This is a genomic window from Cupriavidus gilardii (assembly GCF_017598945.1).
GTDB lineage: Bacteria > Pseudomonadota > Gammaproteobacteria > Burkholderiales > Burkholderiaceae > Cupriavidus > Cupriavidus gilardii_E.
The window spans coordinates 212641-232055 of the sequence record NZ_JAGFTW010000058.1 but is presented as its reverse complement, the minus strand read 5'-3'; the positions used below and the strand labels follow the sequence as shown (position 1 = coordinate 232055).

The 19415-nt window shown below is 68.7% G+C and carries 17 protein-coding genes; 7 read left to right on the top strand and 10 right to left on the bottom strand.

Going from position 1 to position 19415, the window contains the following annotated elements:
• Positions 1-79 precede the first annotated feature (79 nt).
• Positions 80-1261 (top strand): zinc-dependent alcohol dehydrogenase, encoded by a 1182-nt coding sequence (locus tag J5T34_RS22000; protein WP_208583005.1) that lies wholly within the window; start codon positions 80-82, stop codon positions 1259-1261.
• Here J5T34_RS22000 and J5T34_RS21995 read toward each other — a convergent pair.
• On the bottom strand, positions 1236-2234 hold the full coding sequence (locus J5T34_RS21995; protein WP_208583004.1) for a LysR substrate-binding domain-containing protein: 999 nt from the start codon (positions 2232-2234) through the stop codon (positions 1236-1238). The two genes, J5T34_RS22000 and J5T34_RS21995, sit on opposite strands and share 26 nt — an antisense overlap.
• 108 nt (positions 2235-2342) lie before the next feature.
• On the opposite strand from J5T34_RS21995, the gene J5T34_RS21990 reads away from it, so the two are divergent.
• The 3 genes from J5T34_RS21990 (at position 2343) to J5T34_RS21980 (ending at position 6598) form a co-directional block, all read left to right on the top strand.
• A complete protein-coding gene (locus J5T34_RS21990; protein WP_208583003.1) occupies positions 2343-2819 on the top strand; it encodes a (2Fe-2S)-binding protein in 477 nt (158 codons plus the stop codon).
• Positions 2816-5038, top strand: a complete 2223-nt coding sequence (locus J5T34_RS21985) for a xanthine dehydrogenase family protein molybdopterin-binding subunit (RefSeq protein ID WP_208583002.1) — start codon at positions 2816-2818, stop codon at positions 5036-5038. The genes J5T34_RS21990 and J5T34_RS21985 overlap by 4 nt, the downstream gene beginning before the upstream one ends.
• Before the next feature lie 171 nt (positions 5039-5209).
• A complete protein-coding gene (locus J5T34_RS21980; protein WP_208583001.1) occupies positions 5210-6598 on the top strand; it encodes a nucleobase:cation symporter-2 family protein in 1389 nt (462 codons plus the stop codon).
• 24 nt (positions 6599-6622) lie between these two features.
• Here the strand turns inward: J5T34_RS21980 and dkgB are convergent, their stop codons facing one another.
• The 6 genes from dkgB to J5T34_RS21950 form a co-directional block, all read right to left on the bottom strand.
• Positions 6623-7432 carry a 2,5-didehydrogluconate reductase DkgB gene (dkgB, locus tag J5T34_RS21975; RefSeq protein WP_208583000.1) on the bottom strand — a complete coding sequence of 270 codons (810 nt, stop codon included), beginning with the start codon at positions 7430-7432 and terminating at the stop codon, positions 6623-6625.
• A gap of 394 nt (positions 7433-7826) precedes the next feature.
• Positions 7827-8717, bottom strand: a complete 891-nt coding sequence (locus J5T34_RS21970) for an oxidoreductase (protein ID WP_208582999.1) — start codon at positions 8715-8717, stop codon at positions 7827-7829.
• 58 nt (positions 8718-8775) lie between these two features.
• On the bottom strand, positions 8776-9024 hold the full coding sequence (locus tag J5T34_RS21965) for a hypothetical protein (RefSeq protein ID WP_208582998.1): 249 nt from the start codon (positions 9022-9024) through the stop codon (positions 8776-8778).
• Between the two features lie 186 nt (positions 9025-9210).
• Positions 9211-10140, bottom strand: coding sequence for a LysR family transcriptional regulator (locus tag J5T34_RS21960; protein ID WP_208582997.1), 930 nt, complete (start codon positions 10138-10140; stop codon positions 9211-9213).
• Between the two features lie 81 nt (positions 10141-10221).
• A complete protein-coding gene (locus tag J5T34_RS21955; protein WP_208582996.1) occupies positions 10222-11814 on the bottom strand; it encodes a gamma-glutamyltransferase family protein in 1593 nt (530 codons plus the stop codon).
• Between the two features lie 77 nt (positions 11815-11891).
• On the bottom strand, positions 11892-12923 hold the full coding sequence (locus J5T34_RS21950) for a Bug family tripartite tricarboxylate transporter substrate binding protein (RefSeq protein WP_244259145.1): 1032 nt from the start codon (positions 12921-12923) through the stop codon (positions 11892-11894).
• 323 nt (positions 12924-13246) lie between these two features.
• Between J5T34_RS21950 and J5T34_RS21945 the strand changes: the two genes are divergently transcribed.
• Positions 13247-14230, top strand: coding sequence for a LysR substrate-binding domain-containing protein (locus J5T34_RS21945; RefSeq protein WP_208582994.1), 984 nt, complete (start codon positions 13247-13249; stop codon positions 14228-14230).
• 10 nt (positions 14231-14240) lie between these two features.
• Here the strand turns inward: J5T34_RS21945 and J5T34_RS21940 are convergent, their stop codons facing one another.
• Positions 14241-14912, bottom strand: a complete 672-nt coding sequence (locus J5T34_RS21940; RefSeq protein WP_208582993.1) for a nitroreductase — start codon at positions 14910-14912, stop codon at positions 14241-14243.
• Between the two features lie 142 nt (positions 14913-15054).
• Between J5T34_RS21940 and J5T34_RS21935 the strand changes: the two genes are divergently transcribed.
• Complete coding sequence (locus J5T34_RS21935; RefSeq protein WP_208582992.1) at positions 15055-16197, top strand: CaiB/BaiF CoA transferase family protein; 1143 nt, start codon at positions 15055-15057, stop codon at positions 16195-16197.
• Between the two features lie 40 nt (positions 16198-16237).
• Here the strand turns inward: J5T34_RS21935 and J5T34_RS21930 are convergent, their stop codons facing one another.
• Together J5T34_RS21930 and J5T34_RS21925 are read right to left on the bottom strand one after the other, a co-directional pair.
• Positions 16238-17287: an Ldh family oxidoreductase gene (locus tag J5T34_RS21930; RefSeq protein WP_208582991.1), complete on the bottom strand. Its 1050-nt coding sequence runs from the start codon at positions 17285-17287 to the stop codon at positions 16238-16240.
• Positions 17288-17333: 46 nt separating this feature from the next.
• Positions 17334-18884: a DASS family sodium-coupled anion symporter gene (locus J5T34_RS21925; protein ID WP_208582990.1), complete on the bottom strand. Its 1551-nt coding sequence runs from the start codon at positions 18882-18884 to the stop codon at positions 17334-17336.
• Positions 18885-19164: 280 nt separating this feature from the next.
• Here J5T34_RS21925 and J5T34_RS21920 point away from each other — a divergent pair, with 280 nt between their 5' ends.
• Positions 19165-19413 carry an RNA recognition motif domain-containing protein gene (locus J5T34_RS21920; RefSeq protein WP_208582989.1) on the top strand — a complete coding sequence of 83 codons (249 nt, stop codon included), beginning with the start codon at positions 19165-19167 and terminating at the stop codon, positions 19411-19413.
• Positions 19414-19415 lie beyond the last annotated feature (2 nt).

Genomic DNA, 19415 nt, shown 5'->3' with positions numbered 1-19415 from the left:
GCCATCCCCGTGGAACAGCGCTTGCATTCCCGCCCCATGCGGCGCGACTGGCGTGCCGCTCTTCCCTGGGGAGGCCGCGATGAAAGCCCTTTGCTGGCACGGCAAGCACGATATCCGCTACGACACCGTTCCCGATCCCGTGATCGAGCACCCGCGCGACGCCATCATCCGCGTCAGCAGCTGCGCGATCTGCGGCTCGGACCTGCATCTGTACGACGGCTTCGTGCCCGGGATGGAGCATGGCGACATCATGGGCCACGAGTTCATGGGCGAGGTCGTCGAGGTCGGCGCGGAGAACCGCCGGCTGCGCGTCGGCGATCGCGTGGTGGTGCCGTTCACCATCATCTGCGGCGAATGCGATCAATGCCGGCGCGGCAATTTCTCGGTGTGCGAGCGGACCAACCGCAACAAGGAAGCGGCCGACAAGATGTTCGGCCATACCACCGCCGGCCTGTTCGGCTACACCCACCTGACCGGTGGCTATGCGGGCGGCCAGGCCGAATACGTGCGCGTGCCCTATGCCGATGTGGCGCCGGTCAAGGTGCCCGCCGAACTGAGCGACGAACAGGTGCTGTTTCTCGGCGACATCCTGCCGACCGGCTGGCAGGCCGCGGCGCAATGCGAGATCCAGCCCGACGATATCGTCGCGATCTGGGGCGCGGGACCGGTCGGCCAGTTCTGCATCCTGTCGGCGCTGCTGATGGGAGCGAAACAGGTGGTCGTGATCGACCGCGTGCCCGAACGCCTGCGCATGGCGCAGCAGCTCGGCCCCGACCGCGTGACGGTGATCGATTTCGAGAACCAGAGCGTGCTGGAAGCCCTCAACGAGATCACGCATGGCAAGGGCCCCGACAAGTGCATCGACGCGGTCGGCCTCGAAGCGCACGCGACGCGCTCGCTCGATTCGATCTACGACCGCGTCAAACAGGCGGTGATGCTCGAGACCGACCGGCCCCACGTGCTGCGCGAAATGATCTATGTCTGCCGGCCCGGCGGCATCGTGTCGATTCCCGGCGTCTACGGCGGGCTGGTCGACAAGATCCCGATGGGCGCGCTGATGAACAAGGGCCTGACGATCCGAACCGGTCAGACCCATGTCAATCGCTGGACCGACGATCTGCTCCAGCGCATCATCGACAGGCAGATCGATCCGACCTTCGTGATCTCCCATCGGGTCACGCTGGCCGATGGTCCATCGATGTACGAGACCTTCCGCGACAAGCACGACGGCTGCATCAAGGTCGTGATGACGCCGGCCTGACCTTGCGTTTGACCGTTCGGGGGACGTCACGCTTCCCCGCCCCGGGCCAGCCCGCGCCGCCGCGCGCGGCACCATCGCCGAACACCTCGCGGTGCCAGACCCGCGTGACCTCCTCCAGCAGCGCCAGAAAACGCTCCAGCGCGGGCAGCGCATGCTCGCGCCGCACCGTCGCATGCAGGTCGGCATCTAACCCGCGCGCGGCCAGCGGCACGTAGCTGACGTCGTCGCGCCGCGTGGCCGACAGCGAGGCCGGCAGCACGCTGACGCCGACGCCCGCGCCCACCAGTCCCAGCACCGTCTCCGGGTCGATCGATTCGTGCATCACGCGCGGCTCGAAGCCGTCGCGCAGGCAGACGGCCAGCACGTTGCGGATCATCGGGCTCTGCATGTTCAGCAGCACGAAGGCGTCGGTGGATAGCTGCCGCAGCGAGACGCGCTCCGCGCCCGCGAGCGGATGGTCGGCCGCCATCGCGACGACCAGCGGCTGCGCATAGACCAGGATCGAACGCAGATCGCTGCGCGCCGCCGCGCTGCAGGAGAACCCCACGTCGATGCGCCCGCGCGCCAGCGCCTCGTACTGCTGATCGGGCAGCAGTTCGTGCAGCGTCCATTCGACGCCCGGATTGCGCAGCTGGAACTGGCGCAGCGTCAGCGGCAGCGGGCCGTACATCACCGAGTTGATGATGCCGATGCGCAGATAGCCCTCGAGCCCTTCGGCCACGCGCCGCACCTGCCGTTCCACCGATTCGCAGTCCTCGACGATGCGGCGCGCGCGCGTCAGCAGCGCCTCGCCGGCACGCGTCAGCCGCGCGCCATGCCGGCCGCGCTCGAACAGCGTGACCCGCAGCGTGCCCTCCAGCGACTTGATCTGCTGGCTCAGCGGCGGCTGCGAGATATGCAACCGCTCGGCGGCGCGGCTGTAGTTGCCTTCTTCGGCGACGGCGATGAAGTAGCGCAGCTGGCGGAGATCCATATGCGATCCGTATGGATTGGATTCCGAAATCATATTTCACATATGGTTGCCCGACACCTAGGCTTTCCCTGATCCGTCCACGCCAGAGGGGCGGCCGAGGAGACCACGATGACCACCAAGCTCGAAGTCAATGGCGCCCGCCGTCGGGTGGACGCCCCCGCGGATACGCCGCTGCTGTGGGTGCTGCGCGACCAGCTGGACCTGACCGGCACCAAGTACGGCTGCGGCATGGGGCTGTGCGGCGCCTGCACCGTCCATGTCGACGGGCAGGCGGTGCGCGCGTGCCAGACCCCGTTGTCCAGCGTCGCGGGCAAGCGCGTGACGACCATCGAGGGACTCGGCAAGCCCGATGCGCTGCACGTGCTGCAACGCGCCTGGCAGGCCGAGGACGTGCCGCAATGCGGCTATTGCCAGTCGGGACAACTGATGTCGGCCGCCGCGCTGCTGGCGCAAAAGCCCAGGCCGAGCGACAGCGATATCGATGCGGCGATGGCCGGCAATCTCTGCCGCTGCGGCACCTATGACCGGATCCGGCGTGCCATCCATCGCGCCGCGGCGGAACTGCGCAGCGGGAGGCCGGCATGAAGCGACGCGACTTCCTGAAGAGCGGGGCGGCGCTGGCCGGCGGCCTGATGCTGGAGTTGAGCGCCAGCGGCGTGCGCGCGGCGGGCCCGTCCGCCGATGCTTCGCGCGGTGCATCGACCTCCGGCGCGGCCTTCGCCCCCAACGCCTGGGTCCGCATCACGCCGCAAGGCGAGGTCCTGCTGGTCGTACACAAGTTCGACAGCGGCACCGGCGTCAAGAACGCGCTCGGGCTGATGCTGGCCGAGGAGCTCGATGCCGACTGGTCGCGCGTCAGCGTGGTGCAGCCCGACGATCCGCTGGCGCAGGTCTATATCCATCCGCTGTGGGGCATGCACGCGACCGGCGGCAGCACCAGCGTGCCGCTCGAATGGAACACGCTGCGGCGCGCCGGCGCCACCGCGCGCGCGATGCTGGTGGCCGAGGCCGCGCAGCGCTGGCGGGTCGATCCGGCCAGTTGCCGCACGAGCAACGGCATGGTGATCGACGCTTCCGGCGCTCGGCGGCTCGGCTATGGCGAACTCGCCGAAGGCGCGTCACGCCAGCCTGTGCCGAAGGAGGTTGCACTCAAGCGCCCGGCGGACTTCGTGCTGATCGGCAAGGAACGCAGCAGCTATCGCGTCGCCGACAAGCTGACCGGCCGCGCGCAATACGCGGTCGATATCAAGCTGCCCGGCATGCTGACGGCGATCGTGGTGCATCCGCCGGTGATCAACGCGCGCGTGCAGTCGTTCAACGCGGCCGAGGTCAGGGCGATGCCCGGTGTGCGCGACGTGTTTGCTACCGAGATTCCCGCGGCCATCGCGCATTTCCGTCCCGGTATGGGGCCAGCGGTGCCGGACAACGGTGCCTGCCAGCCCGGCGTGGCCATCGTCGCCGACCACTTCTGGGCCGCACAGCGCGCGCGCCAGGCGCTGAAGATCCAATGGGGCGACAGCGACATGGCGGACTTCAGCGCGGAGGGCGCGCTGCGCGAACTGGCGCGGCATGTCGACGACCCCGGCGCCAAGAGCAAGGTCAAGGGCGATGCCGCGGCCGCGTTCGCGCACGCAGACAAGGTCGTCGAAGCCGTCTACACGATGCCCTACAAGGCCCACGCGCAGATGGAACCGCTCAGCGTGGTGGCGTGGGTGCACGACGGCATCGTCGAATATTGGGGCGGCATCCAGGTGCCGTCGCGCTGCGCGCAGGCCGCCGAGACCATCGCCGGCGTGCCGGCCGACAAGGTCAAGATCCATCTGACCGAGGCCGGCGGCAGCTTCGGCGCGCGCGAGGGCATGCACCAGATTCTCGAGGCGACCTATATCTCGCGCCGCGTCGGCAAGCCGGTCAAGCTGATCTACAGCCGCGAGGACGATATGCGCGGCCTGTTCTACCAGACCGCCAGCGTGCACAAGGCCCGCGCCGCGCTCGATCGCGATGGCGGCATCGCGGCCTTGAGCCTGCGCGCGGTAACGCCGTCGATCAAGGAGCCCGACGATCCCGGCTTCCTCGCCAAGGTGCCGGTCGATCCGAGCTGCACCGAGGCGATGCGCGACGACTTCTACTACGACATCGGCACGCTGGACCTGGCGTGGGTACGGGTCGAGCCGAAGCTGCCGATCTGGTGGTGGCGCGCGGTCAGCTATGTGCCCAACGTCTTTGCGATCGAGAGCCTGATCGACGAAGCCGCGCATGCGGCGGGGCAGGACCCGCTGGCCTATCGCCGCCGCCTGCTGCACGAGCGGCCCGAGCATCTGGCGGTGCTGGACCGCGCCGCCGCGCTGGCCGGCTGGCCGCGGGCTTCCGCGCCCGGACGCGGACTGGGCATCGCCACCTATCAGGGTTACAAGAGCTATATCGCCGTGGTCGCGGAGGTCGAAGTCAAGGAGCGTGCGATCACGGTGCACAAGCTCAGCTGCGCGGTCGACTGCGGGCTGGCGGTCGATCCGAGTTCGGTGCGCCAGCAGATCGCGGGCGGGCTGTACTGGGGCGTGTCGACGGCGATGATGCACGAGGTGCCGATCGACCATGGCACGGTGCGCATCAGCAATTACCACGACTATCCGGTGGTCCGGATCACCGATGCGCCGCGGCTCGACATCGAGCTGATGCCGCCGTCGGGCAGGGCGCCGAGCGGCGTCGGCGAACTGGCCAACCCACCGGTGGTGCCGGCGATCGGCAACGCGATCTTTGCGGCGACCGGCAAGCGTCTGCGCGCGACGCCGTTCCGCTTCGCCTGACGTTGCGATGGCCACGGTGGCGCAGGCGTCCTGGCGATGCCTCGCGGCCACCGTGCACCGGACCGGCACCCCGCGATGCCGCACCCCATGCTATGCCGGCACCGGCGCCGCCGGGCCGCGCCGGCAAGATCGTTACAACGACCACAACGAGAGTCGAGAGGAGACATCCCCATGAAAGCGCAACACAACGCGGTGCGCGACACCGCGCCGCCGGCGCGCGCGCCCGTCGACGCGGTGCCCGCCACCGGCCCGCTGCTGATGCTCGGCTTTCAGCATGTACTGGTGATGTATGTCGGCGCAATTGCGGTGCCGATGATCATCGCCACCGCGCTGAAGCTGCCGAAGGAAGCCGTGGCCGTGCTGATCAACGCCGACCTGTTCACCTGCGGCATCGCGACCATCCTGCAAACGGCGGGCTTCTGGCGCATCGGCGTGCGGATGCCGGTGATGCAGGGCGTGGCCTTCAGCGCGATTCCGCCGATCCTGGTGATCGCCACCAATCCGGGCCTGGGGCTGCCGGCCGTGATCGGCGCGGTGATGGCGGGCGGACTACTGACGATGCTGATCTCGCCGGTGTTCGGCCGGCTGGTGCGTTTCTTCCCGCCGATCGTCGGCGGTTCCATCGTGATGGTGGTCGGGCTGTCGCTGTTCCCGGTCGGCGTCAACTGGATCGGCGGCGGCAAGGGTGCGCCGGACTTCGGCGCGCCGCACAACCTGGCGCTGGCCGGCTTCGTGTTCGCGCTGATCCTCGCGATCAACCGCTGGCTCAAGGGCTTCTGGACCAACGTCTCGGTGCTGCTGGCGCTGGCGGCCGGCATGCTGGTCGCGATCCCGTTCGGTATGGTGGACTTCGCGGGCGTCGCCGAGGCGCCGATGGTGGACCTGATCCGGCCGTTCTACTTCGGCTGGCCGGTGTTCGATCCGCTCGCGGTCGCCACCATCGTTGTCGTGATGGTGATCATCATGATCGAGTCGATGGGTCTGTTCCTGGCGACCGGCGACGTGGTCGGCAAGACCCTGACGCCGCGCGAGATGACCGACGGCCTGCGCGCCAATGGCCTGGCCAGCGTGATCGGCGGCGCGCTGAACGGCTTTCCGTACACGATCTACAGCCAGAACATCGGCCTGCTGGTGGTGACCGGCGTCAAGAGCCGCTGGGTGGTGGTGGCCGCCGGCGTGATCCTGTGCGTGCTGGGGCTGTTCCCCAAGATGGCGACCGTGGTGGCCTCCGTGCCGCTGCCCGCGCTCGGCGGCGCGGCGCTGTTCATGTTCGGCGTGGTCACCGCGGCGGGCGTGCGCACGCTGGGGCGGGTCGATTTCGAATCGCACCGGCACAACGTCTATATCGTCGCCGCGACGCTGGCGATCTCGCTGCTGCCGACCTTCGCGCCGACGCTGTTTCACCATCTGCCCAAGTGGCTGCAGCCGCTGATGCACAGCAGTATCCTGCTGGCCTGCGTGCTGTCGGTGCTGCTGAACCTGCTGTTCAACGGCGTGCCGCGCAGCGATCCGCACGCGGCGCCGCAGGGAAAGGGCGAGGCGCTGCAGCCCAGCCGCTGAACCGCAGCGGCCGGGCGCGGCGGATCAATCCCAGGCGGGCGCAATGCCTTCCGGATTGGCCAGCCGCTCGCCGCGATCGAGCGTGGCGATCTTCGCCATGTCGTCGTCGGTCAGCCGCAATTGCTGCGCCTGCAGATTGCTGGCCAGGTTCTCGCGCTTGGTCGACGACGGGATCACCGCGAAGCCCTGCTGCAGGGCCCAGGCCAGCGCGACCTGGGCCGGCGTGGCGCCATGCGCCTGGGCGATGGCCTGGATTACCGGATCCTGCACCACCTTGCCGTAGGCCAGCGTCATGTACGAGGTCAGATGGATGCCCTGGCCGCGCGCGTAGTCGACCAGCTTGCGGTTTTGCAGATACGGCGAGATCTCGACCTGATTGGTGGCGATTTCGCTCGCGCCGACCGCGTCGATGGCCTGGCCGAGCAGCGAGATCGTGAAATTCGACACGCCGATCAGTCGCGTCAGCCCCTGCGCCTTGGCTTCGGCCAGCGCGGCCATGTACTCGGGCAGCGGCACGGCGTTGGCCGGCGACGGCCAGTGGATCAGCGTCAGGTCGACCTGCTCGGTGCGCAGCTTGGCCAGGCTTTCTTTCAGGCTCGGGATCAGCTTGTCGCCGGCCAGGTTGTCGGTCCAGATCTTGGTCGTGATGAACAGGTCCTGGCGGGCGACGCCGCTCTCGGCGATCGCCTGTCCGATCTCGGCCTCGTTGCCGTAGATCTGCGCGGTATCGATCAGGCGATAGCCGACGGACAGGGCGTTCTTGACCGAATCGATCACGGTCTGGCCGGTCAGGCGGAAGGTGCCGAGGCCGAAGGCGGGAATGGGTTGCGTCATGGTGAGCTCCAGGAATTCGGGATCAGGAAATGGGGATTCGGGGCATTTTGCTGCCGAATGCGTGGATGAAACAGCCCTGGACCGTCAAATGACTGTTGCCTGGTGCTCAAGGGTCGGTGCGCCGCGAATACGAGTGGCGACGCGGCGCTCCCTCTCCCCCGGCCCCTCTCCCGCCCGCGGGAGAGGGGAGAAAACCGCTGGCGCGAGAAACAGGCTTGCATCCTGCGACGGCGACCGTACTGGCGACGCGCCGCTCCCTCTCCCGCTTGCGGGAGAGGGCTGGGGAGAGGGCATGGGGCGGCTCCATTGCCTCGGCGAAAAATCGTCGCCACGCCGCTCCCTCTCCCGCTTGCGGGAGAGGGCCGGGGAGAGGGCAAGGGGCGGTTCCATTGCCTCAGTGGCCGGCAAGCACGGCCTCATCCACCCGCGCGTCGTCATGGTCCGTCGACATCGCCAGCGCCCGCCATGCCGACAGCTCCGCTTCGACCTTGCGGTGCTTCTCCGCAATGCGTGCCACGGTGTCCGAGCCGAGCGGCAGCCGCACCGGCGGCGTGTCGCTGTCGGCCAGCGCCAGCAGCGCGGCGGCCCGCTTCACCGGGTCGCCCGGCTGCTGGTGGTTGGCCGATGCCATGTGGCCACGCATCGCACCGACGGTTTCGGCGTAGGCGGCGATCTCCGAGCGCACCCGCACCAGTGAGCTGTCGTCGAGAAAGTCCGTGCGGAAGAAGCCCGGCTCGACGACGGTGGCGCGGATGCCCAGCGGCGCCAGCTCCGCGTCCAGCGCCTCGGTCAGGCCCTCTACCGCGAACTTGGTCGCGCCGTACACGCCCCAGCCTGGATAGGCCGCATAGCCGCCGATCGACGAGATGTTGATCACATGGCCGCTGCGCTGGCGGCGCATCTGCGGCAGCACCGCACGGGTCACGGCGAGCACGCCGAACACATTGGTGGCGAACTGCTGCTCGACTTCCTTCGCCGAGGCCTCTTCGACCGCGCCGAGCAGGCCGTAGCCCGCGTTGTTGACCAGCACGTCGATGCGGCCGAAGCGCGCGACCGCGGCGTCGGCGGCGGCGATCGCCTGCGCTTCGCTGGTGACGTCCAGCGCCACGCTGAGCAGGTTGGCGTGCTCGCCGAGCACGGCGGTGACCGCTTCGGGGCGGCGCGCGGTGGCGACGACGCGGTCGCCGCGTGCCAGTGCCGCGCGGGCCAGCTCGAGGCCGAAGCCGCGGGAAGCGCCGGTGATGAACCAGACCTTGCGGTCGTTCGTCGCGATGGTGGCGGACATGGTGTCTCTCCTTTCAGCGATTTATGTTCGATGGATTGCGTAATGGTCAGTGCGGCCGTCAGACCAGGGAAGGACCGTGGGTCAGCGCCGCGCCGCGCGCCCGCGGATCGCCGTCGACGGTGCGCGCGCCTTCCGAGTAGGGGTTGAACGGGCCCTGGCGCGTGCCGTCGGTGAACACGTCGTGCGAGCGTGCCGCCGTGCTGGGCGGTGCGTCGCCGGTCGACGCGGCGTTGGCGCTCTGCAGGGAAAGGCCGACCACCATCGAAACGGCGGCGGGAACGAGGATGCGGGTGAATTGGGCCATCATGATGTCGCTCCTGAAGAAGGGTCTCGATTTCGCTTTGGGGACGGTGGCTGCGGCGCGCTTCCCGTTTTCCGCGGGTGTCGCGATGCAGCCGCCGTTGAGACCAATCTAGATGGGCAGCGACTGTGGCACTAGGGTGAGGAATGCTGTCTGAGTGGCAACCAACGGTTGTCAATCGGCGGGGAATGCCTAGGACTCGATCCCGACCAGCCTGGACAACGACTGCTCCGCGCCACGGCTGGCCTCGACCACGAAGTCGATGAAGCGCCGGACACGCGCGGGCATCTGCGTGCGATGGGGGAAATACATGTATAGCCCGACCTTGCTGACGGTGTAGTCGGTCAGAATCGGCTTGAGCCTGCCTTCGACCAGATCGTCGTGGACCATGTAGGCCAGCAGCTGACCGATGCCCATGCCGGCCCGCACGGCTTCGACCTCGCTGTCGAGGTCGTTGAAGCTGACCACCGCGGGCACTTCCTGGTAGACCAGATTGCCGTCCACCTGCAGTTCCCATGGCACCATGCGGCCTGTCGAGGGACGGCGGAACCCGGTGCACCGGTGCTGCAGCAGCTCATCCGGCGTGGCCGGCTCCCCGTGTTCTGCGAGGTATTCGGGCGACGCGCAGATGATCAGCGGCACATCGCACAGTCGCCGCGCCACCAGGTTCTGGCCGGGGCTCGTGCCGACGCGAAAGCCGACATCGATGCGCGCTTCGACCAGATCGGTGAACAGGTCGGTCAGCACCACGTCGAAGACGATGCCCGGATATTGCTGGCGAAAGCCGTGGACCAGCGGCACCAGCACGCGGCTGCCGATCGACGGCGGCGCCGTCAGCCGGATCATCCCGTCGTCCTCGCTCTTGCTGCTGCGGATCTGCTCCATGGCCTCGTCGAGCTGGCGCATGCCGGGCGCGGCCAGTTCGAACAGCCGCGCGCCTTCGGTGGTCAGGCTGAGCTTGCGCGTGGTCCGGTGCAGCAGCCGGACGCCAAGGTCGGCTTCCAGCGTGCGAACGGCCTTGCTGACCGCTTGCGGGGTCACGCCGGCGTCCGCGGCGGCGCGCCGGAAGCTGCCGGCTCGCACCACGCCGATAAAGAGGGTCAGGACGCGGGCCTTGTCCATGATCGGCAACCGAAGGTTGAGAATGGCGCCATCATAGCGCCGGTCGCTTGCCGACGGTGGACAGGCCCGTTGCGCTGCGCCCTAGAATCCCAACGGGTAACCGTCTTTCCGATGATCCGACGCCGCGGCATACCCCTGCGGCAGCCGCATCGCCATCTGCGCGCCGCCGAAGTCGAGGCTGTCTGGCGGTGCGACCTGAACCGGATGGCCCATCGCACGCAGTGCCTGCACCGTTTCCGTCGGACAGTGGGCCTCCACCGCGACGCCCGCGTTGTCGTCCATCACGCGCCAGCGGGGCGCGTCGCAGGCGACTTGCGGGTTCTGGTGGAAGTCCGCCAGCCGGCTCGTCATCTGCACGTGCCCCTGCGCCTGCATCGAGCCGCCCATCACGCCGAACGCGGCCAGCGGCGCGCCCCCGCGCATTAGAAAGCCCGGGATGATCGTATGGAACGGGCGTTTGCCGGGCGCGACCTGGTTCGGATGTCCGGGCTGCAGCGTGAAGCCCCAACCGCGGTTGTGCAGCGCGATGCCGGTCCCCGGTACCACCACGCCGGAGCCGAAGCCCTTGAAGTTGGACTGGATGAACGACACCATCATGCCGCTCTGGTCGGCCACGGTCAGATAGACGGTGCCGCCGCTGTGCGGCTTGCCCGGGCCGGGATAGTTGGCCTTGGCGGGATCGATCGCGCGAGCGCGCTCGCTCAGATAGCCGGGATCGAGCAGGTCCCGCGCGGTGACCGTCCGCATCGCGTCGGCATCGGCCACGTAGGCGTGCAGATCGGCGAAGGCCAGTTTCATCGCTTCGATCTGCAGATGCATGGTGCGCGCGGAATCGACGCCGCCCGACGCCACGTCCCACTGGTCGAGCATGCCCAGCGCCATCAGCGCACCGATGCCCTGGCCGTTCGGGCCGATCTCGTGCAGCGTCAGATCGCGGTAGCGCATCTGGATCGGATCGACCCAGTCGGATTGATGGGCGGCGAGATCGGCTTCATCGATGCGGCCCCCGGTGGCGCGCGCATGCGCGGCGATGCGCGCGGCCAGTTCGCCGTGATAGAAGTCGTCGCCGCCGCTGCGGGCAATGCGCTCGAGCGTGTCGGCCTGGCCGGGACAAATGAAGCGCTCTCCCGGCAGCGGCGCGCGGCCGCGCGGTGCGAACGATTCGGCGAAGCCCGGCTGGTTTTCCAGCACCGGAATCTGGGACTGCCATTGGCGGTGCACGGTCGGCGAGACCACGAAGCCGTTGTGCGCGTACTCGAGCGCGGGCTCGAACAGGTCTTCGAACGGCAACGAGCCGAACTTGTCCCAGGCGGTGCGCCAGCCGGATACCACGCCGGGCACGGTCACGCTGTCCCAGCCCTTGAACGGCATGGCGTCGTAGCGGGAAAACGACTCGGGCGTCCACGCCCGGGGCGCGCGGCCCGACGCGTTCAGGCCGTGCAGCTTGTTGCCGTCCCAGATCAGCGCAAAGGCGTCGCCGCCGATGCCATTCATGCAGGGCTCGACCACGGTCAGCGCGATCGCGGTGGCAAGCGCGGCATCGACGGCATTGCCGCCGCGTGCCAGCATGCGCAGTCCGGCGGCCGCGGCCAGCGGCTGCGAGGTCGCCACCACGTTGTCGGCCAGCACGGGCGCGCGCTGGGAGCGGTATGGGAAGTTCAGGAAGGAAGTCATGGGAAGCGAAGAGAGGACCGATGAGCGGGCGCCGGGGACCTACCCGGACGCCCCGGGGGTGGGCAAGCGTTCGGGCGTCAGTCGATCCTGACCTTGGCCGCTTGCGCGACCTTGCTCCAGGTCCGCATTTCCTCGCCGATCATGCGGCCGAAGGCGTCGCTCGGCGTGAATTGCACCTGCACGCCTTGCGCCTCGAGCGATTGCACCAGGTCGGGCATCGCCAGCGCGGCCTTGGTGGCGGCGGCCAGCTTCTGCACCACGGCGGGCGGCGTACCCTTCGGCGCGACCAGGCCGAACAGATTGTTGACGCCGAAGTCGCGGATGCCGGCCTCCGCCATGGTCGGCGCCTCCGGCAGCGAGCCGACGCGGCGCTCGGAAGCGACCGCCAGCAGCCGCAGCTTGCCGGATCTGACGTGCGGCAACGCGGAGGGAATGCTGTCGAACATCATCGCAGAGCGGCCGGCCATCAGATCGGGCAGCGCGAACGAACTCCCCTTGTACGGCACGTGCACCACATCGACGCCGGTGCGCAGCCGGAACAGCTCGGACTCCAGATGCGACAGCGTGCCGTTGCCCTGCGAGGCGAAGTTGTACTTGCCCGGCGCGCCTTGCAGGTACTTGACCAGCTCCGGCACGGTCTTGACCGGCAGCGCCGCGGGCACCACCAGGATGTGCGGCACGTTGCCGACACCGGCGATCGGCACAAAGTCCTTGGCCAGGTCGGCGGGCTGGCTCGAATAGGTGGCCGCGGCGATCGCGGCATTGCTGACGGCGGCCAGGTACAGCGTGTAGCCATCGGGCGCCGCCTTGGCGGCATAGGCCAGGCCGATCGCGCCGCCGGCGCCCGGCCGGTTTTCGACCACCACCGGCTGCTGCAGCTGCTGGGACAGGCGCTGGCCGACCGCGCGCGCGAGCACGTCGGTGGCGCCGGCGGGCGGGAACGACAGCACCAGCTGGATCGGACGTTCCGGGTATTCGGCGAGCGCGGCGGGGGCGACGATCGCGGCGGCCGTTGCCACGGCGGCGAGCTGCAGCGCCTTGCGCCGGGCAGTGTTCAGGATGGTGCGCGCATGCGCCGTGGCGGTGCGCGCGGGGTGAAGCAGTTGCATGACCATGATCTCGACGACTCCGTGATGGCCGCCTCCGCAACGCGCCGGCATGGCGACGTTGGCGGGGAGGGGCCGGGATGGCGAATCCGGCGCGGTCCGCTTGTCGCGCGGCTCCGGGCGCCTGTCATGCTGCGTCCACGGCCGGGCCGCGGACTGCGCTGATGGGAATGGTCGATTCTAGGCACGGTCCGTGCGTCAGCGGATGCGGATCGGCCATGGCGCCATGCGGAAACGGAATAGGGCATCTCCCGCGGAGTACGGCGCCGGCGGCCGCACCGCCGTGCCTCGGTGCGAGGCCGGCAAGCATCCGACGGAAGACGACCATGCAGTTGAAGTGGATCGAGGACCTGCTCGTGCTCGAACGCACGCGCAGCTTTTCGCGCGGCGCCGAATTGCGCCATATCACCCAGTCCGCGCTGTCGCGCCGCATTCGCTCGCTCGAAGAATGGGCCGGGGCCGAGCTGGTCGACCGCAATACCTATCCGCTGGCGTTGACGCGGGCCGGCGCGGCGTTCTGCGCCACCGCGCGCGACGCCTGCGAGCGGCTGCTCGAAGCACGCGCGGCGCTGCGGCGCGAGGCCACGATGCCGGGCAAGGCGATCGAAATCGCCGCCGGCCATACCTTGTCGCTGACCTTCCTGCCCGACTGGCTCAAGCAGTGCCGGCAGCGTGCGGGCGCCTTCCATGCGCGCGTGGTGGCCGCCAACGTGCTGGACGCGGTGGTGGCGTTGTCGGAGGGCCATTGCGATCTGATGCTGGGCTACAACCATCCGCGCGTGCCGGTGTCGCTGGACGGCGAGCGCTTTCACAGTCTGACGGTGGGCAGCGATCTGCTGATGCCGGTGTCGGTGCCGACCTCGCGCGGCGCGCCGGTGTTTTCGCTGGCCGAGCCGGATGGCAAGGCGTCGAGCCCGACGCCGTTCCTCGCCTATACCGCCAACACCACGCTGGGCCGCGTGGTCGAGTCGATTCTCGAACAGAAGCAGGCCCATCGCCGCCTGGTTCGCTGCTACGAAGCCGATATGGCGATGCTCCTGCTGAAGATGGCCAGCGAAGGGCACGGCGTGGCATGGCTGCCGCACAGCACCGTCGCGCAGGCGCTGGCGGCGGGCACGCTGGTGCCAGCCGGGGACGACAGCTGGTGCTCCCCGCTGCAGATCTGCGCCTACCGGTCGGCGCACAGCGCCAATCCGACCTTGCACGCGCTATGGCGCATGCTGGCGGGCGAGCAAGCGCGGGAGCAAGCGGGGGAGCGGGCCGGCGAGCAGGCGGACGCGCCGGCGCGGCAGGCGGCGCAGTTCGCGTAAATGCAGAGGCTCAAATGCCGATGAATTCGGCAAACTCCTCCACCGCCGCGCGCTGCGCGACCAGGCGATTGGCGGGCGCGTCCGGATCGGCATAGCCGATCGCCATGCCGGTGAACAGCATGCGTTCGGGCGGCGTGCCGAGGAAGCGGCGCATCGTCTCCGGATACATCGCCCAGCATTCCTGCGGGCAGCTGTCCAGCCCGGCCTCGCGCAACAGCAGCATCACGTTCTGCAGATACATGCCCAGGTCCGACCATTGCGGCGGGCCCATGCGGCGATCGACCGTGCAGAACAGCGCCAGCGGCGCGCCGAAGAACTGGAAATTGCGGGCGAACTGCTGGCGCCGCGCGGCCTTGTCCTCGCGCGGGATGCCGAGATGGCCGTACAGGTCTTCGCCGACCTGGAAGCGCCGTTCGCGATAGGGCGACACCAGTTCGGGCGGATAGATGTGGTATTCGGCCGGTTCGCCCTTCGGTTCGTCCACCACGCGCTGCCGCATGATCGCCTTCAGTTCGTCCAGCGGCGCGCCGCCGACCACCTGGATGTGCCAGGGTTGCAGATTGCCGCCCGACGGCGCCCGCGCCGCCTTCTCGACGATGTCGCGGATCAGCGCGGGCGGCACCGGTTTGTCGAGAAAGCCGCGGATCGAGCGGCGCGTGGCAATGGCTTCGCTGACGTTCATGGTCTTCTCTCGTCGTTCTGTCGTCGTCTGTCGTCGTTCTGTCGTCGATGAGGCGGGCGGCAGCCGAATCGGCGCGCGGTCGCACCGGCCGGCGTGCCGTGGTAACTTGGCGCCGACGATACCACGACAACGGGAGACAGGCATGGCGGGTCCGCTGCAAGGACTGAAGGTGGTGGAGATGGTCGGCCTCGGGCCGGGACCGTTCTGCGCGATGATGCTGGCCGATATGGGCGCCGAGGTGATTCGCATCGATCGGCCCCATCGCGGCGACGGGGTGTTGCCCAGGGACGTCCGCTTCGACCTGACCGCGCGCGGCCGGCGTTCGCTGGCGATCGACCTGAAGCAGCCGGGCGCGACCGACGCGGTGCTGCGCCTGATCGAACAGGCCGACGTGCTGATCGAAGGCTTTCGTCCCGGCGTGATGGAACGGCTGGGGCTCGGCCCCGATATCTGCCTGGCCCGCAACGCACGCCTGGTCTACGGCCGCATGACCGGATGGGGCCAGCACGGACCGCTCGCGCATGCGGCAGGCCACGACATCAACTACATCGCGATCACCGGGGCGCTGCATGCGATCGGTCTTCCCGATGCGCCGCCCGTCGTGCCGCTGAACTATATCGGCGACTTCGGCGGCGGCGCCATGATGCTGGCCTTCGGCGTGGTCTGCGCGGTGCTGGAGAGCCAGCGCAGCGGCAAGGGGCAGGTGGTCGATGCCGCGATGACCGATGGCGCGGCGCTGCTGTCGGCCATGATGTATGGCTTCAAGGCGGCCGGCCGCTGGAGCAACCGGCGCGGCGAGAACCTGCTCGACGGCGGCGCGCCGTACTACGGCACCTATGCCTGCGCCGACGGCAAGTATGTCGCGATCGGCGCGCTCGAGCCGCAGTTCTATCGCAAGCTGGTCGAGCTGTGCGGCATCGAGGATCCGGCCCTTGCCACGCAGGGCGAACCGCGCGACTGGCCGCTGCTGAAACAACGGCTCGCCGAGGTGTTCAAGACCCGCACGCGCGACGAGTGGTGCGCGTTGATGGAGGGCAGCGATGCGTGCTTTGCCCCGGTGCTGGACTGGGACGAAGCCCCGGTCCACGCGCACAACCGCGCCCGCGAGACCTTTATCGACGTCGATGGCGTGACACACCCCGCGCCGGCGCCGCGCTTCTCCCGCACGGCGACGGCCAAACCGACGCCCGCATCGCCGCCCGGTGCCGACACCGAGGCCGTGCTGCGCGATTGGGGTTTTGCGGCCGAAGAGATTGCCGCGCTGAAGGGCGTCGGCGCGATCTGAGCCTGCATCGCCGCAGCGATTCGCCGCGGCGCGGCCGGCTTTACTGGCCGGGTAGCGCCACCCCCAGGTCCCCGGCCACCTTGGCGAGATTGCGCCAGATCGCCGGATTCACGTCGAGTTCGTCGCCGGTGCGGGCGCGATGTTCGGCCTCGTACTCGCCGGGGTACTGCACGCGATCGAATCCCGGCGCGGGCGGCGTGTCCTGCAGATAGCGGATGAACGATTCGACCTCGGCGCTCTGCCACTGCAGGCCCAGGTCCAGCTGCGGATCGATCAGCACCGCGAACATGTTGTTGGTCGCCACGCCGCCGCGCGGATTGTCCGGCTGGATGGTGCCGCCGCCCGACAGCACGCCGGCCAGCAGTTCGGCCACCACGCCGAGCGCGTAGCCCTTGTGACCGCCGAAGGGCAGCAGGGCGCCAGGAGGATCGGCGAAGATCGCGCCAGCGTCCGTTGTGGGCTCGCCATTGGCGTCGATGACGCTGCGCTCCGGGGCGGGCTCATCCTTCTCGGCCAGCACACGCGCCTTGTTGATCGCGATCGCGCTGGTGGCGATGTCCATCACCAGCGGCGGACGGCCATTGGGCATCGGGCCGGCGAAACACAGCGGATTGGTGGTCAGCCGGGCGACCCTGCCGCCGTAGGGCGCCACCGCGGGCGGCCGGTTGATGACGTTGGTGAAGCTGAGCAGCACCATCCGTGCCTGCGCCGCCATCTCGCCGTAATAGCCCATGCGGCCGAGATGATGCGAGTGCCGCAGCGTGAAGATGCAATGGCCATGCTCGCGCGTGCGTTCGATGGCGGCCTGCATCACGCGCTTGCCGACATGCTGGCCGAAGCCGCGGTTGCCGTCGAACACCATCAGCGTGCCACGGTCCATCGCGCAGGTCGCGCGGCCTTCCGGATTGACGCTGCCGCCCTCGACCGAGGCGCGATACTGCGGCAGCATCGACAGGCCGTGGCTGACATAGCCGCAGCGGTCCGATTCGACCAGATGTTCGGCCACATCGTCGGCGATGTCGTCCGGCACCTTCAGCGCCACCAGAATGTCCCGCGCCAGGCGATGCGCGTCCTGCAGGGTGATCTTCATGTCGGACTCCTTGTTGTTGCGAGGCGATGGTCCTCAGGGTTCGTCCTCAGATCCAGCCGAGCCAGCGCCAATACGTCGCCGCGAACAGCAGCATCATGGCGTAGCCGACCAGCGTGACCGGGATACCGATGCACGCGAACTGGCGGCCGTTGAAGGTATCGGTGCCCAGGCACACCATGTTCTGCGGCGCGTTGATCGGCAGGATGAAGCCGAAGCTCATGGTGAAGCCGAGCAGCATCGTGATGCCGACCTTGTCGATGTCGCCCGGCAGCGTCTGCAGCACCGAGATCAGGATCGGCAGCATCGCCGCCGTCAGCGCCGTGGCGCTGGCAAAGCCCAGGTGGATCACGATCAGGAAGGCGGCAAGGATCGCGAACACGGCGATCGGTCCCTGCGTCGCCAGGCCGGAATTCGCCACCACGAACTTGCCGAGCCATTGGCCCGCCTGCGTGGTCAGCAGCGCGGTACCGAGACTGATGCCGACGCCGAAGACGATCAGCGTGCCCCAGGGCGTGCGTTGCTGCATGGTCTTCCAGTCCATCACGCCGACGCGCGGCAGCATCAGGATCACGAGGCCGACGAAGGTCACCGAGGCGGTGTCGAAGCTGTGCAGCTTGCCTTCGGTGGCCCACGCCAGCAGCAGGCCGACCGAGACCGCGGCGAGGCGCTTTTGCGGCCCGCTCATCGGGCCCTGCGCCATCAGCTCGCGCTGCACCGCCTCCTTGCCGCCGGGGATCGCTTCGGTTTCGGGCGGCAGCAGCCAACGCACCAGCAGATACAGCACCACCGACATCGCCAGCGCCCATGGTGCGCCCGCGATCATCCACTGCAGCCAGGTAACACGTTCGCCCAGCAGCTTGTCCATGAAGCCGACCGCCAGCAGGTTCTGCGCGGCGGCGGTCTGGATGCCGACGTTCCAGATGCTGGTCGCCTGCGCCACCGTGATCATGATGCCGGCCGCGATATTGGAGCGCCTGTCGACGCCGAAGGCCGCGATGATCCCCATCATGATCGGTACCACGCAGGCGCTGCGCGCGGTGGCGCTCGGGACCACCAGCGACAGCGCGATGGTGACCGCGATGGTGCCGATCAGGATGCGCCGCGTGCTGGTGCCGATGGCGGACAGCGTGACCAGCGCGATGCGGCGGTCCAGCCCGGTGACAGTCATCGCCGCGGAGATGAACAGCGCCGCGGCGACCAGCGCCAGCGCGGTATTGGCAAAGCCGGCCAGCGCCATGCCGAGCGCGCGCGAGGTGCCGTAGAGGGTGTTGGGGTCGTCGACCATGGGCGCGAAACCGATCAGCGCGGCCATCAGCGACGTGATCATGATCGCGCTGGTTTCGTACGACACCGCCTCGCTGATCCACACCACCACCGCGAAGGCGAGGATGGCCAGCATCCGGTGTCCGGCGAGCGGGAGGTCGGCGGGCGTCGGCAGCAACAGCACGCCGATCAGCACCAGTACCGCGACGAACAGTCCCCAGGGCGGGCGCTTCTTCGCCTGGCTTGCGATGGCCGGGCTCGCGGCGGGTGCCGGGCCGGCAGAGGCGCCGGAAGGAGAGGGCGGGGAAGACGCGTTGCTGTGCAAATCGGTCATTGCCGTGTCCCGTGGTAAGTGCAGCGGCGCGGCCGTGCGGGGCCGCCGGCACGATGGACACGATTATCGGCCCGCGTCGTCGCCATTGTCGAGCGCAGCGGTCATCGCCTTTGCGCCAGATCAAGGAGAAGCCGCGCGGCTGCGCCAAGGCAAGCGAACCGCATCGACCGACGCGGGCCGATTGCGCGCGGACGTCCTATAGTGGTCTTGGGGTCCGGCGCATACCGTACACCGCTGCGGCGACGGGCATGCCGGCCGGGCGGCGCCACAGGAGATCGACATGCAGGTGCTGATTCGCGGCCTTCATCGCGATATCACCGAACAGCGGTTGCGCGACAAGTTCGCGCCCTATGCCCCGGTGCGTTCGGTGGAGGTGATGCGCGACGGCGACCCGGAACGGCCCTGGGCCTGGGTGGATCTCGATGTCGATCTCTTTACCGCGTTCGGATTGGTGCGCCGCTTCGACGGACAGTACTTCGACGGCGGCGTGATGCGCCTGCATGTCATTGCGCATCAGAGCGTCGACTGACG

Excerpts from the sequence above, each read along its gene's own strand:
- J5T34_RS22000 (WP_208583005.1), top strand. The coding sequence starts at position 80 with ATGAAAGCCCTTTGCTGGCACGGCAAGCACGATATCCGCTACGACACC.
- J5T34_RS21995 (WP_208583004.1), bottom strand. The coding sequence starts at position 2,234 with ATGGATCTCCGCCAGCTGCGCTACTTCATCGCCGTCGCCGAAGAAGGC.
- J5T34_RS21990 (WP_208583003.1), top strand. The coding sequence starts at position 2,343 with ATGACCACCAAGCTCGAAGTCAATGGCGCCCGCCGTCGGGTGGACGCC.
- J5T34_RS21985 (WP_208583002.1), top strand. The coding sequence starts at position 2,816 with ATGAAGCGACGCGACTTCCTGAAGAGCGGGGCGGCGCTGGCCGGCGGC.
- J5T34_RS21980 (WP_208583001.1), top strand. The coding sequence starts at position 5,210 with ATGAAAGCGCAACACAACGCGGTGCGCGACACCGCGCCGCCGGCGCGC.
- dkgB (WP_208583000.1), bottom strand. The coding sequence starts at position 7,432 with ATGACGCAACCCATTCCCGCCTTCGGCCTCGGCACCTTCCGCCTGACC.
- J5T34_RS21970 (WP_208582999.1), bottom strand. The coding sequence starts at position 8,717 with ATGTCCGCCACCATCGCGACGAACGACCGCAAGGTCTGGTTCATCACC.
- J5T34_RS21965 (WP_208582998.1), bottom strand. The coding sequence starts at position 9,024 with ATGATGGCCCAATTCACCCGCATCCTCGTTCCCGCCGCCGTTTCGATG.
- J5T34_RS21960 (WP_208582997.1), bottom strand. The coding sequence starts at position 10,140 with ATGGACAAGGCCCGCGTCCTGACCCTCTTTATCGGCGTGGTGCGAGCC.
- J5T34_RS21955 (WP_208582996.1), bottom strand. The coding sequence starts at position 11,814 with ATGACTTCCTTCCTGAACTTCCCATACCGCTCCCAGCGCGCGCCCGTG.
- J5T34_RS21950 (WP_244259145.1), bottom strand. The coding sequence starts at position 12,923 with ATGCAACTGCTTCACCCCGCGCGCACCGCCACGGCGCATGCGCGCACC.
- J5T34_RS21945 (WP_208582994.1), top strand. The coding sequence starts at position 13,247 with ATGCAGTTGAAGTGGATCGAGGACCTGCTCGTGCTCGAACGCACGCGC.
- J5T34_RS21940 (WP_208582993.1), bottom strand. The coding sequence starts at position 14,912 with ATGAACGTCAGCGAAGCCATTGCCACGCGCCGCTCGATCCGCGGCTTT.
- J5T34_RS21935 (WP_208582992.1), top strand. The coding sequence starts at position 15,055 with ATGGCGGGTCCGCTGCAAGGACTGAAGGTGGTGGAGATGGTCGGCCTC.
- J5T34_RS21930 (WP_208582991.1), bottom strand. The coding sequence starts at position 17,287 with ATGAAGATCACCCTGCAGGACGCGCATCGCCTGGCGCGGGACATTCTG.
- J5T34_RS21925 (WP_208582990.1), bottom strand. The coding sequence starts at position 18,884 with ATGACCGATTTGCACAGCAACGCGTCTTCCCCGCCCTCTCCTTCCGGC.
- J5T34_RS21920 (WP_208582989.1), top strand. The coding sequence starts at position 19,165 with ATGCAGGTGCTGATTCGCGGCCTTCATCGCGATATCACCGAACAGCGG.